Here is a 16,781-nt window from a genome sequence, read left to right on the forward strand (position 1 = left end):
CTCCGCGTCGCGCGGCACGCAGCACGGCCACCTCCCCACGGTCGGCTGGCCACATGGTGCTCCCCCGCGGCGTGGCGGGGAAGGGACTCGCGCGTCCCGGATCCGGCTCGCGCCGGTGGGTGCGCAGACGCCGAGGGGGGCGCCCCCCCCCCCCCCCCCCCCCCCCCCCCCCCCCCCCCCCCCCCCCCCCCCCCCCCCCCCCCCCCCCCCCCCCCCCCCCCCCCCCCCCCCCCCCCCCCCCCCCCCCCCCCCCCCCGGGTCAGGCGACGCCGAGACCGACCTCCTCGGCCTCGACGGCGGCGTTCCACTCGCGCTTCTCGGCCTGCCAGCGGTCCTCGGTGCTGCCCAGCCGCCAGTAACCCGACACCGACATCCGCTCCCGCGGCACGCCGAGCCCGGACCGGACGAAACGGCGCAGCTCGCGGACGGCACCGGCCTCGCCGTGCACGAACACGTGGACGTCGCCCCCGGGCAGGTCGGCCCCGACGACGGCGGCCACCAGCGCGACCCCGGGCGCGGGGCCCCGGCGCACCCAGGTCACCCGCACCCCCGGCCCACCGGGCAGCGGCTGCTCCTCCTCCGGCCCGGCGACCTCGACGAAGACCTCCGCGCGGGCGTCGGCGGGCAGTGCGCCGAGCGCGGCGGCGATCGCCGGGAGCGCCGTCTCGTCGCCGGCCAGCAGGTGCCACCCGGCGTCGGCGGCAGGGGTGTAGGCGCCGCCGGGACCGAACATCTGCAGGGTGTCGCCCGGCCGCGCGGCCAATGCCCACGGCCCGGCCACGCCCTCGTCGCCGTGGACGACGAAGTCGATGGTCAGCTCGCCGGCCGCGGCGTCCCAGGAGCGCACCGTGTACGTGCGGGTGGAGGGCCAGTGCGCGCGGGGCAGCCGCTCCTGCACCTCGTCGAGGTCGAAGGGCGCGGCGTAGGGCGCCCCGGCGGGCGGGAAGAGCAGCTTGACGTAGGAGTCGGTGTGCTGCGGGGCGAACCCGGCCAGCCCGTCCCCGCCCAGGACGACGCGGACGACGTGCGGCGTCGGCCGGGTGGTGCGCACCACGGTGCCGGTGCGGGGGGTGCGCCGGCGGGGCGGGTTCTGGTCGGCCACGGGCCCTCCTCGGATCAGGGAAGGCTCACCTTACCTGCGTCCGATGGGCGGCCCGGCCCGGTTTCCGTACCCCGCCGTCCGGGTAGCCGGTGGCCCGCGGGAACGACGCCGTCCCCGGCGCCGTCACCGGACGCGCCGCTGGTCCCGACGGCGCCCGACCGCACTTCCCCACGGCTCACCGGCCGGCACCCGCACGGGTGCCGACCGGGCTCCACCCGCACACGACCGGGCGACGGTCGTCGCCCGGCGATGTGTGCGTGATCCATTCCCGGGTAGCGAACCGCCGACCGAGATCCACTCAGGAGGAACGATGACCCACTCCATCGACGCTCCCCTCCCGCCGCCGCCCAGCTCGGGCGCGACCGGCTACGGGGACACGAGTACGACCTCGACGACCACCACGACGACCACCGGGTCGCCGTCCACCTCCGACGTCGCGAAGGACGAGGCCCGCAACGTCGGCGAGACCGCCAAGCAGGCCGGCAGCCAGGTCGCCTCGACCGCCGCCGACCAGGCGAAGAACGTGGTCTCGGAGACGAAGTACCAGGCCCAGGGCCTGGTCGACCAGGGCCGCACCCAGGTGCGCCAGCAGGTGGTCTCCCAGCAGCAGAAGGCCGGGCAGAGCCTGTCCAGCCTCGCCGAGCAGCTGCGCGGCATGGTCCAGGGCAACGCGCCGGCACCCGGCCCCGCCCGCGACCTGATCGAGCAGGGCGCCGGCCGGGTCGAGGAGTTCGCCCGGATGCTGCAGAACCGCGAGCCGGGCGACCTGCTCGAGGACGTCCGCAGCTTCGCGCGGCGCCGTCCCGGCAGCTTCCTCCTCGGCGCGGCCCTCGCCGGTGTCCTCGCCGGCCGGCTGACCAGCGGGGTCAAGGCCGCGCACAGCGACGGCTCCTCCTCGGGTGGCCGGCAGCAGGGCACGACGACCTACGGCACCAGCAACTACGTCGACCCGGCGCCGGCCTACTCCGGCTACGAGACGACGACCACCTACGAGACGACCACCTCGGGCGGCTACGGGACCACCGGCGGGTACGGCGAGACGCCGTCGACCACCGGCACCCCGCTGCCGCCTCCCCCGTACGGGACGACGCCGCCGGCCGGCGGGGTCGTGCCCCCGACGACGCCCGCCGGCTGGGACGACCCGACCCGCCGTCCGGGCACGGGGGTCTGAGCCATGTCCTCCCCGTACTCCGGCGCGACGCCGGTGAGCGGCCAGTCGGGCTACCCGCCGGAGCCCCCGCAGGCCAACTACGCCGTCCCGCCCACCTACGACCAGGGCCAGGGCAGCAGCGCCTACACCGACCAGTCCTACGGCGCCTCGACGGGCGCGCACGCCGGGGACCTCGGCACCCCGACGACCGAGGCCGGCCGGCCCGACGTCGACGGCGTCTCGGTCGGTCAGCTGATCGGCGAGGTCACCAAGGACTTCTCGGTGCTCATGCGCCAGGAGCTCGAGCTGGCCAAGGCCGAGATGCGGGTCGAGGCCAAGAAGGCCGGCCAGGGCGCGGGCATGTTCGGCGCCGCGGGCCTCGCCGGGCTGATGACGGTGATCTTCCTCAGCATCGCGCTGTGGTGGGCGCTGTCGCACCTGGTGGGCCACAGCTGGTCGGCGCTGATCGTGGCCGTCCTCTGGGGGATCATCGGCGCGGTCGCCTTCGCCATGGGCCGCAAGAAGTTCCGGCAGGTCAACCCGAAGCCCGAACGGACCGTGGACACCCTCCAGCAGGTCCCCGGCGCCCTCAAGCCCAACTGACCCGCGGGCCTGCGGGCCCCCCACCTCTCTGGAGCAGACATGACCAGCAGTGACCCGGAAGTCATCCGGCGGCAGATCGAGGAGACGCGGCGCGAGCTGAGCTACGACGTCGACGCCCTCAACGAGAAGGTCAACCCGGCCCGCGTCGTCGACCGGCGCATGAGCGCGGCCAAGGGCCGCTTCTCGCGCGCCAAGGACGCCGTGATGGGCTCGGCCCACCACGGCCGCTCCTCGGCCGGCGGCGCGGCGCACAACGCGATGGGCTCGGTGCAGGGCACCGCGTCCAACGTGGCCGGCAGCGTGCAGGGCACGGCGCAGAACGTGGCCGGCTCGGTGCAGGGCGCCGCGTCCAGCGCGGCGGGCACCGTGCAGGACGCCGCCTCGCAGGCGGCCTCGGCGGTGCAGCAGGCGCCCGACGCGGTGATCCGCCAGACGCAGGGCAACCCCCTCGCGGCCGGTCTCATCGCCTTCGGCGTCGGCTGGCTGGTGAGCAGCCTGCTGCCGGCCACGCAGAAGGAGCAGGAGCTGGCCCAGCAGGCCGAGGCCGCGGTCCGCGAGCACAAGGACCAGCTCCTCGCCCCGGCCAAGCAGGCCGCGCAGGAGGTCGGCGAGCAGCTCAAGCCGGCCGCCCAGCAGGCCGTCCAGGAGGTCAAGGGCACCGCCCAGGACGCCGCCCAGACGGTCAAGCAGGAGGGCCAGTCGGCCGCGCAGGACGTGCAGGGCCAGGCCCAGCAGTCCCGCGAGTCCGTGCAGAGCCAGGCGACCAGCTCCTAGCCGCACCCCGCACCACCTGCAGCGCCCCGCCGGGTCCGCCCGGCGGGGCGCTGCCGCGTCCGGCCCTCCCCTGGCCGGGTGACCCGGCCGCGCGCCGGCTGCAGCCGCGGGCCGGACGGGCCGACCCCTCCCCCGTGACCGGGACCGGGGCCGAGCTCGCCGCGCTGCGCGCGCGGGTGGCCGAGCTCGAGGCCGAGCGGGCCGCGCTCGCCGCGCTGGTCGCCGACCGCGGCGAGGAGCTCGCCGTCGCCACCCGGATGCTGCGCGCCCGGGCCGCCACGATGACCGGCGTCGTCGACGCGATCACCCGGCACTCGGTCGTGGGCACCGACCGCGACGGCGTCGTCCGCGTGTGGAACCCCGGTGCCGAGCGGCTGCTCGGCCTCCCGCGTGCCGACGTCGTCCGGCAGCGGCGGATCACCGACTTCCACGACCCCGCCGAGCTCGCCGGCGGCGGGCTGTCCGCGCTGGTGGGCGCCGCCGCCGAGCGGGGCAGCGACGTCCGCGACTGGACCTACGTCGCCGCCGACGGCACCCGCCGCACGGTGTCGGTGGCGGTCACCCCGCGGGCCGACGACGACGGCTCCGGCGGCTGGACCTTCATCGGCACCGACGTGTCCGACGCCCGCGAGGCCGAGCGGCTCAAGGACCAGTTCGTGGCGCTGGTCAGCCACGAACTGCGCACCCCGCTGACCTCGGTGCTGGGCTACCTCGAGCTCGTCCTCGACGACCCCGGGCTCGGCGCCGGCCCGCGCCGGCACCTGGACGTCGTCGCGCGCAACGCCGCCCGGCTCGAGCGGCTGGTCGGCGACCTGCTGTTCACCGCCCAGGTCGACGCCGGCCGGTTCCCGCTCGAGCCCGGCGAGGCCGACCTCGGCGCCCTGGTGCGCGCCGCCGAGGAGTCCGCGCGGGTCACCGCGGCCGCCGCGGGCGTGACCCTGACCGCACGCGCCCCGGCAGCCGGCCCGGTCGTGCCCGGCGACGCCGTTCGGCTGGGCCAGGCGCTGGACAACCTGGTGTCCAACGCGGTCAAGTTCACCCCCCGCGGCGGGCGGGTCCACATCGGCGTCGAGCAAGCGGGTCCTGAGGTGCGGGTGGCCGTCACCGACACCGGTGTCGGCATCCCCGCCGCCGAGCAGGCCGGCCTGGGCACCCGCTTCACCCGCGCGTCGAACGTGCGCCGGTCGGTGCCCGGCGCAGGGCTGGGCCTGGCGATCACCCGGGCCATCGCCACCGCGCACGGCGGCCGGCTGGAGCTGGTCAGCACCGAGGGCCGCGGCACCACGGCCACGCTGGTCCTGCCCCGCTGAGCACACCGGTCTTGCGCCGATCGTGCGGGGGTCCCGCGCCGGCGCTGCGGAGGCGGTGGCAGGCTCCCCGGCGTGAGCACGGAGCACGGCGCGACCGCAGGACGGACCACGATCGTCACCGACGGCGACCTGCCCGCCCGCCTGCTGGCCTTCCTCGAGGACCGCGCCACGGCCGCGCCGGCCGGACCCGACCTCGCCGCCGTCGAGCCCCCCGCCGTCGACCCCGCCCTGGTGCAGCGGCTGCGCGCCGCGCACGCCGACGCCCTGCCGGGCCGGCTGGCCGCCATCGACCGCGCCGCCCGCGCCGGGGACGCCCGCACCCTCGCCGCCGACGCCGGCGCGCTGGCCGGCAGCAGCGCGCAGCTCGGCGACCCCGCCGTCGCCCGGCTGTCCGGGGCCATCGCCCGCCAGGCCCGCCGCGGCGTCGTCGCCCGCACCCTCGTGACCGAGCTCGCCGAGGCCGCCGGCACCGTGCCGGCGCCCCGCGACGGTCAGGCCACCAGCCGGTAGCCCACCCCGCGGACGGTCCGGATCTCGGCCGCCGACAGCCCGGCGGCCTGCAGCTTGCGGCGCAGGTTGGACATGTGCGCCTCCACCAGGCGCAGGCTGCCGGCCCAGTCGGTCCGCCACACCTCGCGCAGCAGCGTCTCGCGCTGCAGCACCCGACCCGGCCGCGCCGCCAGCGCCGCGAGCAGGTCGAACTCCGTGCGGGTCAGGTCGACGACGGCGCCGTCGACGCGCACCTCGCGGCTGTCCTCGTCGACCTCGAGGTCGGCGAGCCGGACGACGGCGTCGGCCGCCGGCGGAGCCGCCGGGACCGCCCGCGGACGGCGCAGCATCGCCTGTACCCGGGCGACGAGCTCGCGCGGGGAGAACGGCTTGGCCATGTAGCCGTCCGCGCCGACGGCCAGGCCGACGAGCAGGTCGACCTCCTCCGCGCGCGCGGTCAGCATGAGGACGTAGCAGCCGCTCTCGGCGCGCAGCTGCCGGCAGACCTCGGTGCCGTCCCCGTCGGGTAACCCCAGGTCGAGGACCACGAGGTCGGGGGCGCGCCGGCGCACCTCGGCCAGGCACTCGGCGGCGGAGCCGACGGCGCGGACCTCGAGCCCGGCCCCGGTGAGCACCGTCGCGACCAGCTCGCGGATCTCCGCGGTGTCCTCCACGACGAGCACCGACTGCGCGGCCACCGCACCCCTCCCTCGCGCGGGCGGTGGTCCCGCCCGTCCGGGAGGTCATCGGCCGGGCCGGCCCGCCCGTGCAGCCGGAGAGCACGGGCTCGCCCGGCCGAGTGAGCAGTCGTCGCCGGTCGACACGGCGTGTCGGCGCGGGTCGCCGACCGCAACCGCTCACTCGGGCCGCCGCCGATCAGACGAAGGCGCTCACCCCGGTCAGCGCCCGGCCGACGATGAGGCTGTTGATCTCGCGGGTGCCCTCGTAGGAGTAGAGCGCCTCGGCGTCGGCGAAGTACCGCACGACGTCGTTCTCCAGCAGGATCCCGTTGCCGCCGAACAGCTCGCGGGCCAGCGCCACGGTCTCGCGGGCCCGGGCGGTGACGAACGACTTGGCCAGCGCCGCCTGCTCGTCGCGGAAGACGCCCTCCTCCTGCAGCTGCGACACCCGCACCGCCATGCCCAGGCTCGCGGTCACGTTGCCGGCCATGCGGGCGAGGAGGTCCTGCACCAGCTGGAACCCGGCGATCGGGCGGCCGAACTGCGCGCGCTCCTTGGCGTAGGCGATGGCCGCCTCGAACGCGCCCATCTGGCAGCCCACCGCCGACCACGCGACGCCGCCGCGGGTGAGCTTGAGCACCCGGTTGACGTCCTTGAACGAGTTGCCGTGCTCGAGCTTGTTCGCCGCCGGGACGCGGCACCCGTCGAACACGATGTCGGCGTTCTGCACCGTGCGCAGCGCGTACTTGCCCTCCATCTTCGACGGCGTGAAGCCGGGGGTGCCCTTCTCGACGACGAACGTCTTGACCTGGTCGTCGGCGACGTCGCGGGCGAACACGACCACGACGTCGGCGAAGGTGCCGTTGCCGATCCAGCGCTTGGCGCCGTCGATCACCCACTCGTCGCCGTCGCGGCGGGCGGTCGTCTCTAGCCCGCGGGCGACGTCGGAACCGCCGTGCGGCTCGGTGAGGGCGAAGGCGCCGATCCGGTGCAGCGCCACCATGTCGGGCACCCAGCGGGCGCGCTGCTCGTCGGAGCCCAGCAGCACGATCGAGCCCATCGACAGGCCGTTGTGCACGCCGAGGAAGGTGGCCATCGACGGGTCGACCCGCGCGGTCTCCAGGGCGATGAACCCGGTGAACAGCCGCGAGGCGCGCGGCCGGTGCTCGAGGTCGTAGCTGCGCCCGACCATGCCCGCCTCGGCGAAGCGGGGCACCAGGTCCATCGGGAACTCCGCCGCCGCCCACGCGTCGTTGACCCGCGGGCGGACCTCCTCGTTGAGGAAGCGCCGGATGCCGGTCAGCTCCTTGCGCTCGTCGTCGGTCAGCAGCGTCTCGTAGCCGTAGAGGTCGCCGGGCAGGTCGTCGGTCATCACGGGTCCTCCGTCGTCGGGTCGCCCTCACCTACCCGCGCGCGGGAGCCCGCAACTCGACCGCGGCGGTCGCGTACGGCGCCGTCGCCGCCTCCACCGTCGCGGCGACCGCGAGCCCCCGCTCCCCCGCGAGGCCGGCGACCGCGGTGGTCACCCGCTCGCGGTCCTCCGGGCGCATCACCGAGAAGCCGACGACGACCCGCCCGCCGGGGGCCAGCGTGCGCGCCACGACGTCCCACTCGGGGGCGGGCGGCGTCCAGAACGCCCGCACGTCGACGGCGACGACGGCGTCGAACCGCCCGGACCCGAGGTCGGCGCCGAGCAGCGGCGCGGCCAGCACGCGGACCCGGCCGGCGTCGACGGCGGCCCGGTTCCGCCGGATCGCCGCCTCGGCCATCCGCGCCGACCGGTCGACGGCGACCACCTCGCCCGCCCCGACGGCCGCGGCCAGCGCGGTGACCAGGACGCCGTGCCCGCACCCGACCTCGAGCACCCGCTCCCCCGGCGCCGCGGCCACCACGCCCGCGACGAACGCCAGCCGGTCCGACGCCGTCCGCGCGGTCACACGTGCGCCTGTCCGGTGGACGCGCTGGTCCCGCCGTCGACCGCCAGCACCGCGCCCGTCACGTACCGGGCGCCCTCCGAGGCGAGGAACAGCACCGCCGGCGCGATGTCCTCGGGCTCACCCGGCCGGCCGAGCGCGATGCGGTTGCGGAAGGGCGCGAGCGACTCCTCGTCGCGGGGCGCGTCCGCGTTGAGCTCGGTGAAGGTGAAGGCGGGCGCGACGGCGTTGAGCCGCACCCCGCGCGGGCCCCAGTCCAGCGCCAGCGACCGGACGAAGTTGGTGACCGCGGCCTTGGTGGCGTTGTAGCCGGCCTGCCCCCAGTCGCCCCGCAGGCCGGACACCGACGAGACGGCGACCAGGGTGCCGCCGGACTCCGCGAGGCGGGGCAGCGCGGCCTTGGCGAGGTGGAAGAACGCGTCGACGTTGGTGGCGCGCATCTGCTCCCACGCGTCGTCGGCGAGGTCGGTGACCTCCCCGCTCGCGTAGCCGGCCGCGTTGCTCACCACGACGTCGAGCCGGCCGAACCGGCCGACGACGTCGGCGACGAGCTGCCGCACCTGGGCGGGGTCGGAGACGTCGGCGGGCAGCGCCGCCCCGCGCTCGGCGGGGACGCCGTCGAGGGCGGACTCCAGCGGCTCCCGCCGCCGGCCGGTGACCACGACCGTGGCGCCGGCGTCGAGGAAGGCCCGGGTGATCGCCAGGCCGATGCCCGTCCCGCCGCCGGTGACGAGGACGACCGAGCCGGTGAAGTCGAAGGTCGCTGAGCCGCTCATGCCCCGCGCCCTACCCGGCACCGTGGACCGGGAACGACGATCAGCCCCGCTGGCGCCGGCGGCGGCCGCCGAAGGCCTGCTTGACCCGGCGCCAGCGGTTGGGCGTGTGCTCCGCGTCGAGCAGCTCGGTCTCGGCCAGCAGCCGCTCCACCGGGGCGAGGTCCGGGGGCTCGAAGGGCACCAGCGACCGGCCGGTGGGCCGCATCAGCGAGTCGACGGCGCGCACCAGCGAGCCGCCGGAGCGCTCGACGGCGGCGGCCACCTCCTCGGGGTCCACGCCCAGGTGCTCGCCGAGCAGCCGGTGGCGCATGCCCAGGACCGCCGCCCGCAACTCCGCCTCGCGCGGGTCGCCGGTGCGCGCCTCGATCGACACGTCGCACTCGGTGTCCAGGCCCATCGACCGGTTGTTGAGGTTGGACGAGCCGATCCGCAGCAGCCGGTCGTCGAGCACGGTGACCTTGGCGTGCACGTACACCGGCTCCCGCTCCTCGGTGACCGGGACCAGCAGCCGGAACCGGTCGTGCCGGTCGGCCTCCCGGACCAGCGCGAGCAGCTTGGCCCGGGCGGTGTCCATCGCCTTGGTCTCCAGCCAGCTCTCGGCCGACCGCGGGTTGAGCACGACGAACTCCGGGCCGTCGTCCTCGCCCAGCCGGTCGGCGATCGCCTCGGCGATCCGGCGGTTGGCGAAGTACTGCGTCTCGATGTAGACGGCGCGCCGGGCGGCGGCGATCACCGCCAGCCACAGCAGCTCGATCTCGTGGACCAGCTCGGCGCCGCCGTGCTCGGGCCGGGTGCGGGAGACGGCGAGGTCGACGTCGGTGAGGAGGGTCTCGACGTCGGGCCAGCACGGCTCGACGTCGGCCACCGGCTCGAGGTGCTCGCCGGTGCCGCTCTCCCAGCGCTCCCGGGCCAGGTCGCCGATGGCGCGGGCCGCCGGGCCGGACACCAGGCTGGTCACGTCGTGCCAGGCGCCGCGCAGCCGGGTCGTGTGCGGCCGGTGGCGCAGCGGGTTCCGGTCCCGGTGCTCGGAGGTGTCCCAGCGGTCGGCGGTGACGTCGATGCCGCCGGCGAAGGCCAGGCAGTCGTCGATGACGACGATCTTCTGGTGGTGGGCACCGCCGATCGGGTGGTGGGTGTCGATGCTGAACCGCAGCCGGTCGGGGGTGCGGCGGTTGAGCAGCACGATCGGTGCCATCCGCCGGTTGAGCGCCACCAGCATGCCGAGGTCCCACTGCAGCACGCCGATCTCCAGCTCGGGGTTGGCGCGCACCGCCCGCTCGAGCACCCGGCCCAGCCGGTCCTCGCGGGCGGGGCCGGGGCTGCGGGGGTCCAGGCGGATGCGGGGGTCGAAGTCCCAGCCGATGAACAGCACCCGCCGCTCGGCGCGCAGCACCGCCCGCTTGAGGGTGGCGAAGTAGTCGGCGGCGTCGACGAAGACGGCGAACCGGTCGGCCCGCTCGATCCGCCAGCACGTCTCGCCGGGGACCAGCAGCGTGTCGTCGGAGGGGGCGGGGACGGGCGCCGGGACGGCGGGGGCCGGGGACGTCGGCCCGGCGGCGTCGGCGCTCTCGATCACCAGGGCAGTCTGCCGACCTGCGCAAGCACCGTGCGCGGTCAGCGCGCCGCCGTCATCCGATCGGTGCCGGCCGGGCCACCCGGCCGGCCGGGTCAGGTCACGGGACGACGTCGGGGACGATGTTCTGGTCGTCCTTCGGCGGCCGCACGTAGTCGTCGGTGTTCGGCGGCCGTGGGGGCAGCGTCGGCGGGTCGGGGGTGAGGTCCTCGTAGGGCACCTGACCGAGCAGGTGCGTGATCACGTTGATGCGGGCGCGCTTCTTCACGTCGGCCTCGACGACCCACCACGGCGCCTCGGGGATGTCCGTGGCGGCGAACATGGCGTCCTTCGCGCGGGAGAAGTCGACCCAGCGGTTGCGGGCCTCGAGGTCCATCGGGCTGAGCTTCCAGCGCTTGGTCGGGTCCTTCAGCCGCGCCTGGAACCGCTTCTCCTGCTCGGTGTCGCTGACCGAGAACCAGTACTTGACCAGGATGGTCCCGCTGCGGACCAGCATCCGCTCGAACTCCGGGCAGGAGCGCAGGAACTCCTCGTACTCCTCGTCGGTGCAGAAGCCCATGACCCGCTCCACGCCGGCGCGGTTGTACCAGGACCGGTCGAACAGGACCATCTCGCCACGGGTCGGCAGGTGCGGGACGTAGCGCTGGAAGTACCACTGCCCCCGCTCGCGCTCGGTGGGCGCGGCGAGCGCGACGACGCGGGCGGCCCGCGGGTTGAGCGTCTCGGTGATGCGTTGGATGGCCCCGCCCTTGCCGGCGGCGTCGCGGCCCTCGAAGACGACGACGACCCGCAGTCCCCGGGCGCGGATGAACTCCTGCTGCTTGACCAGCTCCACCTGCAGGCGGGCGATCTCGCGCTCGTACCAGGCGGTGTCGACCTTGCCCGTCGACTGCGGCGCCTCCTCGACCGAGGGGCCCGATCGCTTCTTCGAGGTCATGCAGGGCAGCATCGACCTGCGGTGTGACCTGGGCAACACGTCGGTGCCGTATCCCGGTCCCCGGGCCGGGACGGTGCCCGTCCCCGGGTCCGAGCGGCTAGGTTGCCCAGCATGCCGCTCGTCTTCCACTGGGGCGGACCGCGCCACGGCGAGGTCGACGACGTACGGCCCGAGCTCCTCGCGTCGTCGGTCCTGGTCTACGACGGCCCCCGGTGGTTCGGCGTCTACGAGCGCTACCAGCCCGTGCAGGTGCGGGACACCCCCGAGGGACCCGCCGAGGTGTGGGTCGTCCGCGAGTAGCGGTCGGTTCCGTGCTCACCCTCCTGCGCCGGCCCCTCACCGAGGAGGAGGCCACCGAGGTCGTGAGCTGGGCCTACCCACCGCCGTTCGACCTCTACGACTCCGACCCGCGGAACCCGCACCTGTTCACCGCCCGGACCGCGGACGGCGCGGGCTACTACCCGGCGGTCGACGCGGACGGCCGGGTGCTGGCCTTCGCGGTGGTCGGCCCCGAGGCACGGGTGCGCGGGCAGCGGCCGGTCCCGGGCACCGTCGACGTCGGCATGGGCGTGCACCCGGACGTCACGGGCCGGGGCCTGGGGACGCACCTCGTCGCGCAGGTCGTCGCCCTGGCCCGCGACCTCGGGGCGACGTCGGCCGTCCGCGCCGCCGTCGCCACCTTCAACGAGCGGTCGCTCGGCCTGTGCCGGTCGGCCGGCTTCCGCCCCGTCCGGGACTTCACCGGGCCCGGGGACCGGCCGTTCCGCGAGCTCGTGCTCACCCTGGACGGCGGGCACCGGTCGGGTTGAGCCGCCAGAGCCGGTAGGTCCAGGGCAGGTCGTAGAGGAGGACGTGCGCGGTGTAGGGGGCCAGGGCGCGACGGGACGGCACGTCCCCGGCCACCGATCGCTGCAGGGCCAGGACGGGCACGGTGAAGGCGCACAGGCCGACGAAGCCGGCGCGGGTGCTCCGCCGGCCGAAGAAGACCCCGTTCCAGGCCTCGTTCCCGGCGAGGACCGCCAGGCTCCACGCGGTGCTCCGGGTGTCGCGACGGTCGATGCTCCGCGCCAGCACGTAGCCGATGACCCCGTAGTAGAGCACGCCGACGACCAGGAAGGCCGGCAGCGGCAGCTGCCCCCGCGGAGCGGTGAGACCCCGGAACCAGGCCATCGCCGCCCTGCCGACGAAGGCGTTCCCGGCCACCGCGGCCACGGCGGTGCAGGCACTCGCCTGCAGGACGGAGCGCCTCCGCATCCGGGGCGTGCGGGCTCCCGTGCCGCTGCGGTCGGCGGCGCTGCGGGCGGACCGGAGGACGTCCACGGTGGTCTCCTCGAGGGCGGGAACGGCGGGTGTGGAGTGGCTCGGCGGCGGTGTGCTCAGTCCCGGCGGCGCATCGCGGCGATCCCGGCCTGCCAGGCCTGCTCGGTCATCCCGTCGTCGGGGAACCGGCCGCTCAGCTCGAGCAGGACCATGCCGTGGATGAACCCCCACGCCGCGCGGGCCCGGGCGGGGCTGCCGGTGGCCCGGTGGAGGGGCGCGGCGGTGCGCTCCTCCAGCGCAGGGGGGAGGTCGGCCCGCGGCAGCGGGCGGTCGGTCATCAGCCGGTACAGGTGCGGGTGCGCCCGGGCGAAGGCGCGGTAGGCCACGACGAAGGCGGCGAGGGGCTCGGCCGCGCCGTCGGTGGCCGCCTCGAACGCGGCGGCGGCCTCCTCGAAGCCCGCGGTGGTGATGGCGACCTCCAGGGCCTCCTTCCCCGGCACGTGCTTGTAGAGGGACGGGGCCCGGATCCCGAGGACCTCGGCGATCCGGCGCATGGTCAGCGCGTCCGGCCCCTCCCGCTCCAGGACCTCGCGGGCGACGGCCACGATCTCGCGGGCTCGCGGGGAGAGCGGGTCAGCCACGAGGCTGCGACGCGGCTCGCTCGGCCCGGGTCCTGAGCGCCTCGTTCATGGCCACGAACGCGGGCAGCGTGCCCCGGTGCAGCGACGCGGCCAGGAACGGGACGAGGACGCCGCTGAAGTCCTCCTGCTGCACGAGCCGGGTGCCGCTCCCCCGCGGCTCCAGCGTGAAGGTGTGCTCGGCGTCCATGAGGCCGGGCACGCCCAGCCTGCCGCGCCACCGCAGGCGCCGTGCGACGTCGACCTCGACCAGCCGGGGCCGCAGGGTCACCGCCCGGCCGCCGGCCGGCTGCATCCTCAGGGTCAGCCTCTCCCCCGGGGCCACGGCTCCCTCGGCCCGCACGATGAACGGGTTCCACGCCGGGTATCCGGCGAGGTCGGTGAGCACGTCCCACACCTGCTGCGGTGTCGCATCGATGTCGACGTCGGCGGACAGTCTCTCGGCCATGACGCCCTCCTCATCCAGCTAACGACGTTAGCCAGTGTGGCTAACGTCGTTAGCCGCGTCAAGACCGACGTTCCCGCACCGCCGTCCGCGGGTACTCCTCGTTCGCCCCGGGGAGGAGACCCCGGCACGAGGCGCCGGTCGGGCACTCCTCCATCTGTCGCCGACCGGCGTCGTGACCGGGGATCCCCGAGTGTCGAGTGAACGAGTGACGTGGGAGACCTGCCCGCGCTGCGGCCGATCGGCTGCCGTGGGCTGGGTGGACGGGGTGGCCGTCGGGTTCGACTGCCCCCGCGGGTGCCGGCCACCGGCGCAGGGGATCGGCGACCTCGCTCGGCCGTTCCCCGGACCCCTCGCGCCGCCGGGTCGCCGCGGTCGGTGAGCCGGGTCGGCGCGGGAACCCGACGGGCGCCGCGGCGGCCGGCTGCCGAGGGGACTCCGGCCCCTGCGGCCGCGGCAGAGCCGCACACGCGGACCGGCCCCCGGCCACGGGTGTGGTCGAGGGCCGGTCGTGCGGTGCACCTGGTTCAGGCGCGTGGTCCTGGTGCGCGTCGGGTGACCACCACGTCGAAGGTCATCGGGTTGGACGTGTTCCCGGCCGCGTCGGTCGCCGTGCAGGTGACCTCGGTGGTGCCGATCGGGAACCGGGACCCCGAGGGCGGCGCGCACGTCGCCGTCACCGCGCCGTCCCGGGTGTCACCGGCGGTGACCGTGTACGAGACCTTCGCACCGGCGGCGCCCGACGAGGTCGCGGAGACCGGGTCGTGACCGGCGACGCGCGGGGCCAGCTGGTCGGACGGGCGCTCCGCCAGCTGCGACGGGTCGACGATCCCCCAGTACGCCGGGGTCACCTGCAGGTCGTCGTCGAAGGGCAGCGGCGCCTCCCACGGCCGAGCGGCCGGCCACGTCCGCAGCCAGCTGCGGGCGTTGCTGATGCCCCAGAAGGTCACCGACTCGATGGAGTCCGAGTGGCTGCGGAGCATGTCGAACAGGTCGCGGTAGTAGTACCCGTTCTCGGTCTCGGCCTCGTCCTGGTCGGCCATCCCGGGGCGGTGCTGCGGAGTGGCGCCGCTGCTGACGTCGGCGCCGTGGTTCTCGGCCGAGGTGCTGATGTCCAGCTCGGTGATGACCTGCAGCAGGGAGGGGTCGAGCTGCTCCACGGCGGTCAGCGAGTCGTCGAGCCACTGCACCGGGCGGGCGAAGTCCATGTGCGCCTGGTGGCCCACCCCGTCGATCGGCACGCCCCGCTCCTGCAGGGCGGCGATCAGCGACAGGTAGTCCGCCCGCTTCGTCGGCATCTCGGTGTTGTAGTCGTTGATGAACAGCTCGGCCTGCGGGAAGTACCTGTCGGCGAAGCGGAAGGCGTCGTCGACGAACGTCTCGCCCAGCACCTGGAACCAGCGACTGTCGCGCATGTCGTGCGGGTTGGCGTTGTCGCTGTCGTTGATGACCTCGTTGACGACGTCCCAGGCCCAGATCGGGCTGTTCCCGTCGGGGTAGCGGGCGTTGACGTGGTCGGCGATCGCCTTGATGTGCGCCTCCATGCGGGCGCGCAGCAGGGCCTGGTCCGCGGGGCTGTTCGTCAGGTCGCGGTTCCCGTCCTTGAAGAACCAGTCCGGGGTCTGCGAGTGCCACGCGAGCACGTGCCCGTACACCTGGACGCCGGTGGCGTCGGCGTGGTCGAGCAGGGCGTCGAGGTCACCGAAGGTGAAGGTCCCCTCGGTCGGCTGGATCTCGGCGGGCTTGCCGTCGTTCTCCGGGGTGAAGGCGTTGAAGTGCCGCTGCACCAGCTGCGACGCCCGGCCCACCGTCTCCCGCTGGTCGATGGCGACGCCGACGTGCTCGAAGCCCTGGCTCCCGAGGACGTCCTGGAGGGCCGGCACGTCCTGGATCGGCGTCTCGGTGAACTCGGCGACCGAGACGTCGTCGATGAGGAAGCTGACGTTCGCGTCGCCCTCGACGTAGAGCTGCGCCGTGTCGATCGGCGCGCCGAGGGTGTACCGGCCGGTGATCTCCGTCCACGCGTCGGAGGTGACGACGGCGCTGGCGCCCGGCACGTTGTCGTAGCCGGTGGCGGCGCCGGCGCGGTCGCGCTGGATGGAGGCCTTCAGGGACGCCGACGTCGCCGACTGCCCAGGAGCCAGCTTCGCCCAGAAGGAGATCTGCACGGTCCTGCCGACGGCCAGGCTCTCGGTGACGTCGAGGGTCGGCCCCTGCCACCCCTGCAACCGGTTGGTGGTCAGCAGGCTGGTGGTGCCGCCGTGCGCGTCGGACGTCGTGGTGACGACCTGCGCGTCGCCGCGCGGGCCCCAGCCCTGCAGGCCGCTCTCGAAGTCGCTGCTGACCGGCTGGACGGTGCCCGGCTCACTCGGCGCCGCGGCCTCGCCGACGACCGTGACGTCGTCGACGTAGAAGCTCTGCGTGGGGTCCGGGCTCTCGAGGTACAGCTCGAGCTCGGTGTTGTCCGTCGCGTGCGTGTACTCGCCCGTGACCAGGGTCCAGTCGGCGTCGCTCACCGCGACCTGCCAGGCGACCGTCTCGTAGGCGGTCGCGCCGCCGCTGACCCGCTTCACGCTCAGGGTCACCTGGTCGCTGCCGGAACCCGCCGGCAGCCGCACCCAGGCCGCGACCTCGTAGGTGCCGGCCGGCATGAAGGGCAGCGCGTTGACGCCGGGACCCTGCCAGGCCTGGGTGCGACCGCTGGAGAGGAGGCTGTGCGCACCGGTGCGGGCCACGTCGGTGGTCACGGCCGCGGAGGAGCCGCGGCCGTACCAGCCGCTGGTCCCGTCCTCGAAGCCGGTCTCGTGCACCGTCGCCAGGGCGGCGGCGGCCGAGGGCGCGAGGCCCACCCCCAGCGGTGCGAGCAGGCCCAGGACGGTCGTCCCGGCCGCGAGGCGTCGTCGGCTCATTGCGTCGTGGTTCTCCTCGGGGAGGGGCGCCGGGCAGGCGCGACAAGGTCCGGAAGTGGTGCAGGAACTTCCGGAAACTATCGGTTCCGAGTGAAGCACCTCACATGAGGCGTGGTCAACAGTCGCGAGACGCCGGTCCCGGAACGGAGCGGTAGGCGGAGACGCCGGCGGGTGCGCGCGCCTCGCCGGCGGTCCCCGCCT

The 16,781-nt window shown here is 75.3% G+C and carries 18 protein-coding genes; 7 read left to right on the forward strand and 11 right to left on the reverse strand.

Translation table 11 applies throughout. The annotated features are described in order from the left end of the window. Positions 1 to 259: 259 nt before the first annotated feature. Positions 260 to 1,102: a siderophore-interacting protein gene (locus tag ACI79V_RS15855; protein ID WP_456890614.1), complete on the reverse strand. Its 843-nt coding sequence runs from the start codon at positions 1,100 to 1,102 to the stop codon at positions 260 to 262. Between the two features lie 310 nt (positions 1,103 to 1,412). Between ACI79V_RS15855 and ACI79V_RS15860 the strand changes: the two genes are divergently transcribed. From ACI79V_RS15860 to ACI79V_RS15880, 5 genes are all read left to right on the forward strand, one after another. Then, positions 1,413 to 2,273 (forward strand): hypothetical protein, encoded by an 861-nt coding sequence (locus tag ACI79V_RS15860; protein ID WP_456890615.1) that lies wholly within the window; start codon positions 1,413 to 1,415, stop codon positions 2,271 to 2,273. A gap of 3 nt (positions 2,274 to 2,276) precedes the next feature. Then, positions 2,277 to 2,855: a phage holin family protein gene (locus tag ACI79V_RS15865; RefSeq protein ID WP_456890616.1), complete on the forward strand. Its 579-nt coding sequence runs from the start codon at positions 2,277 to 2,279 to the stop codon at positions 2,853 to 2,855. A 39-nt stretch (positions 2,856 to 2,894) separates the two neighbouring features. Then, complete coding sequence (locus ACI79V_RS15870; RefSeq protein ID WP_456873547.1) at positions 2,895 to 3,629, forward strand: DUF3618 domain-containing protein; 735 nt, start codon at positions 2,895 to 2,897, stop codon at positions 3,627 to 3,629. Positions 3,630 to 3,763: 134 nt separating this feature from the next. Beyond that, on the forward strand, positions 3,764 to 4,939 hold the full coding sequence (locus ACI79V_RS15875; protein ID WP_456890617.1) for a sensor histidine kinase: 1,176 nt from the start codon (positions 3,764 to 3,766) through the stop codon (positions 4,937 to 4,939). A 72-nt stretch (positions 4,940 to 5,011) separates the two neighbouring features. Next, positions 5,012 to 5,449, forward strand: coding sequence for a hypothetical protein (locus ACI79V_RS15880; protein ID WP_456890618.1), 438 nt, complete (start codon positions 5,012 to 5,014; stop codon positions 5,447 to 5,449). Here ACI79V_RS15880 and ACI79V_RS15885 read toward each other — a convergent pair. The 6 genes from ACI79V_RS15885 to ppk2 all read right to left on the reverse strand — a co-directional run bounded on the left by ACI79V_RS15885 (position 5,431) and on the right by ppk2 (position 11,328). After that, positions 5,431 to 6,126 carry a response regulator gene (locus tag ACI79V_RS15885; RefSeq protein ID WP_456890619.1) on the reverse strand — a complete coding sequence of 232 codons (696 nt, stop codon included), beginning with the start codon at positions 6,124 to 6,126 and terminating at the stop codon, positions 5,431 to 5,433. The two genes, ACI79V_RS15880 and ACI79V_RS15885, sit on opposite strands and share 19 nt — an antisense overlap. 178 nt (positions 6,127 to 6,304) lie before the next feature. Beyond that, on the reverse strand, positions 6,305 to 7,480 hold the full coding sequence (locus tag ACI79V_RS15890; RefSeq protein ID WP_456890620.1) for an acyl-CoA dehydrogenase family protein: 1,176 nt from the start codon (positions 7,478 to 7,480) through the stop codon (positions 6,305 to 6,307). Between the two features lie 31 nt (positions 7,481 to 7,511). Continuing rightward, positions 7,512 to 8,045, reverse strand: a complete 534-nt coding sequence (locus ACI79V_RS15895; protein WP_456890621.1) for a methyltransferase domain-containing protein — start codon at positions 8,043 to 8,045, stop codon at positions 7,512 to 7,514. Beyond that, on the reverse strand, positions 8,042 to 8,818 hold the full coding sequence (locus tag ACI79V_RS15900) for an SDR family NAD(P)-dependent oxidoreductase (RefSeq protein WP_456890622.1): 777 nt from the start codon (positions 8,816 to 8,818) through the stop codon (positions 8,042 to 8,044). The genes ACI79V_RS15895 and ACI79V_RS15900 overlap by 4 nt, the downstream gene beginning before the upstream one ends. Before the next feature lie 40 nt (positions 8,819 to 8,858). Next, the gene (locus ACI79V_RS15905; RefSeq protein ID WP_456890623.1) at positions 8,859 to 10,394 is read right to left on the reverse strand and encodes a phospholipase D-like domain-containing protein; all 1,536 of its coding nucleotides are present in this window, start codon (positions 10,392 to 10,394) and stop codon (positions 8,859 to 8,861) included. A gap of 97 nt (positions 10,395 to 10,491) precedes the next feature. Continuing rightward, entirely contained in the window at positions 10,492 to 11,328 is an 837-nt protein-coding gene (gene ppk2 / locus ACI79V_RS15910) for a polyphosphate kinase 2 (protein WP_456873555.1), read from the reverse strand. Between the two features lie 111 nt (positions 11,329 to 11,439). On the opposite strand from ppk2, the gene ACI79V_RS15915 reads away from it, so the two are divergent. Both ACI79V_RS15915 and ACI79V_RS15920 read left to right on the forward strand, forming a co-directional pair. Further along, positions 11,440 to 11,628, forward strand: coding sequence for a hypothetical protein (locus tag ACI79V_RS15915; RefSeq protein ID WP_456873556.1), 189 nt, complete (start codon positions 11,440 to 11,442; stop codon positions 11,626 to 11,628). An 11-nt stretch (positions 11,629 to 11,639) separates the two neighbouring features. After that, positions 11,640 to 12,137 (forward strand): N-acetyltransferase family protein, encoded by a 498-nt coding sequence (locus ACI79V_RS15920; protein WP_456890624.1) that lies wholly within the window; start codon positions 11,640 to 11,642, stop codon positions 12,135 to 12,137. Here the strand turns inward: ACI79V_RS15920 and ACI79V_RS15925 are convergent. The 4 genes from ACI79V_RS15925 to ACI79V_RS15940 all read right to left on the reverse strand — a co-directional run bounded on the left by ACI79V_RS15925 (position 12,106) and on the right by ACI79V_RS15940 (position 16,580). Next, positions 12,106 to 12,648: a TspO/MBR family protein gene (locus tag ACI79V_RS15925; RefSeq protein WP_456890625.1), complete on the reverse strand. Its 543-nt coding sequence runs from the start codon at positions 12,646 to 12,648 to the stop codon at positions 12,106 to 12,108. The two genes, ACI79V_RS15920 and ACI79V_RS15925, sit on opposite strands and share 32 nt — an antisense overlap. 56 nt (positions 12,649 to 12,704) lie before the next feature. Beyond that, positions 12,705 to 13,229, reverse strand: a complete 525-nt coding sequence (locus ACI79V_RS15930; protein ID WP_456890626.1) for a TetR/AcrR family transcriptional regulator — start codon at positions 13,227 to 13,229, stop codon at positions 12,705 to 12,707. Next, positions 13,222 to 13,674 (reverse strand): SRPBCC family protein, encoded by a 453-nt coding sequence (locus tag ACI79V_RS15935; RefSeq protein ID WP_456890627.1) that lies wholly within the window; start codon positions 13,672 to 13,674, stop codon positions 13,222 to 13,224. The genes ACI79V_RS15930 and ACI79V_RS15935 overlap by 8 nt, the downstream gene beginning before the upstream one ends. 524 nt (positions 13,675 to 14,198) lie before the next feature. Further along, positions 14,199 to 16,580: an endo-1,4-beta-xylanase gene (locus ACI79V_RS15940; protein WP_456890628.1), complete on the reverse strand. Its 2,382-nt coding sequence runs from the start codon at positions 16,578 to 16,580 to the stop codon at positions 14,199 to 14,201. Between the last annotated feature and the right edge of the window lie 201 nt (positions 16,581 to 16,781).

Source organism: Geodermatophilus sp. SYSU D00700 (genome assembly GCF_054050255.1).

What these genes read in the sequence shown, in the direction of transcription:
- ACI79V_RS15860 (WP_456890615.1), top strand. Translation starts at nt 1,413, where the DNA reads ATGACCCACTCCATCGACGCTCCCCTCCCGCCGCCGCCCAGCTCGGGC.
- ACI79V_RS15865 (WP_456890616.1), top strand. Translation starts at nt 2,277, where the DNA reads ATGTCCTCCCCGTACTCCGGCGCGACGCCGGTGAGCGGCCAGTCGGGC.
- ACI79V_RS15870 (WP_456873547.1), top strand. Translation starts at nt 2,895, where the DNA reads ATGACCAGCAGTGACCCGGAAGTCATCCGGCGGCAGATCGAGGAGACG.
- ACI79V_RS15890 (WP_456890620.1), bottom strand. Translation starts at nt 7,480, where the DNA reads ATGACCGACGACCTGCCCGGCGACCTCTACGGCTACGAGACGCTGCTG.
- ACI79V_RS15900 (WP_456890622.1), bottom strand. Translation starts at nt 8,818, where the DNA reads ATGAGCGGCTCAGCGACCTTCGACTTCACCGGCTCGGTCGTCCTCGTC.
- ppk2 (WP_456873555.1), bottom strand. Translation starts at nt 11,328, where the DNA reads ATGACCTCGAAGAAGCGATCGGGCCCCTCGGTCGAGGAGGCGCCGCAG.
- ACI79V_RS15915 (WP_456873556.1), top strand. Translation starts at nt 11,440, where the DNA reads ATGCCGCTCGTCTTCCACTGGGGCGGACCGCGCCACGGCGAGGTCGAC.
- ACI79V_RS15935 (WP_456890627.1), bottom strand. Translation starts at nt 13,674, where the DNA reads ATGGCCGAGAGACTGTCCGCCGACGTCGACATCGATGCGACACCGCAG.
- ACI79V_RS15940 (WP_456890628.1), bottom strand. Translation starts at nt 16,580, where the DNA reads ATGAGCCGACGACGCCTCGCGGCCGGGACGACCGTCCTGGGCCTGCTC.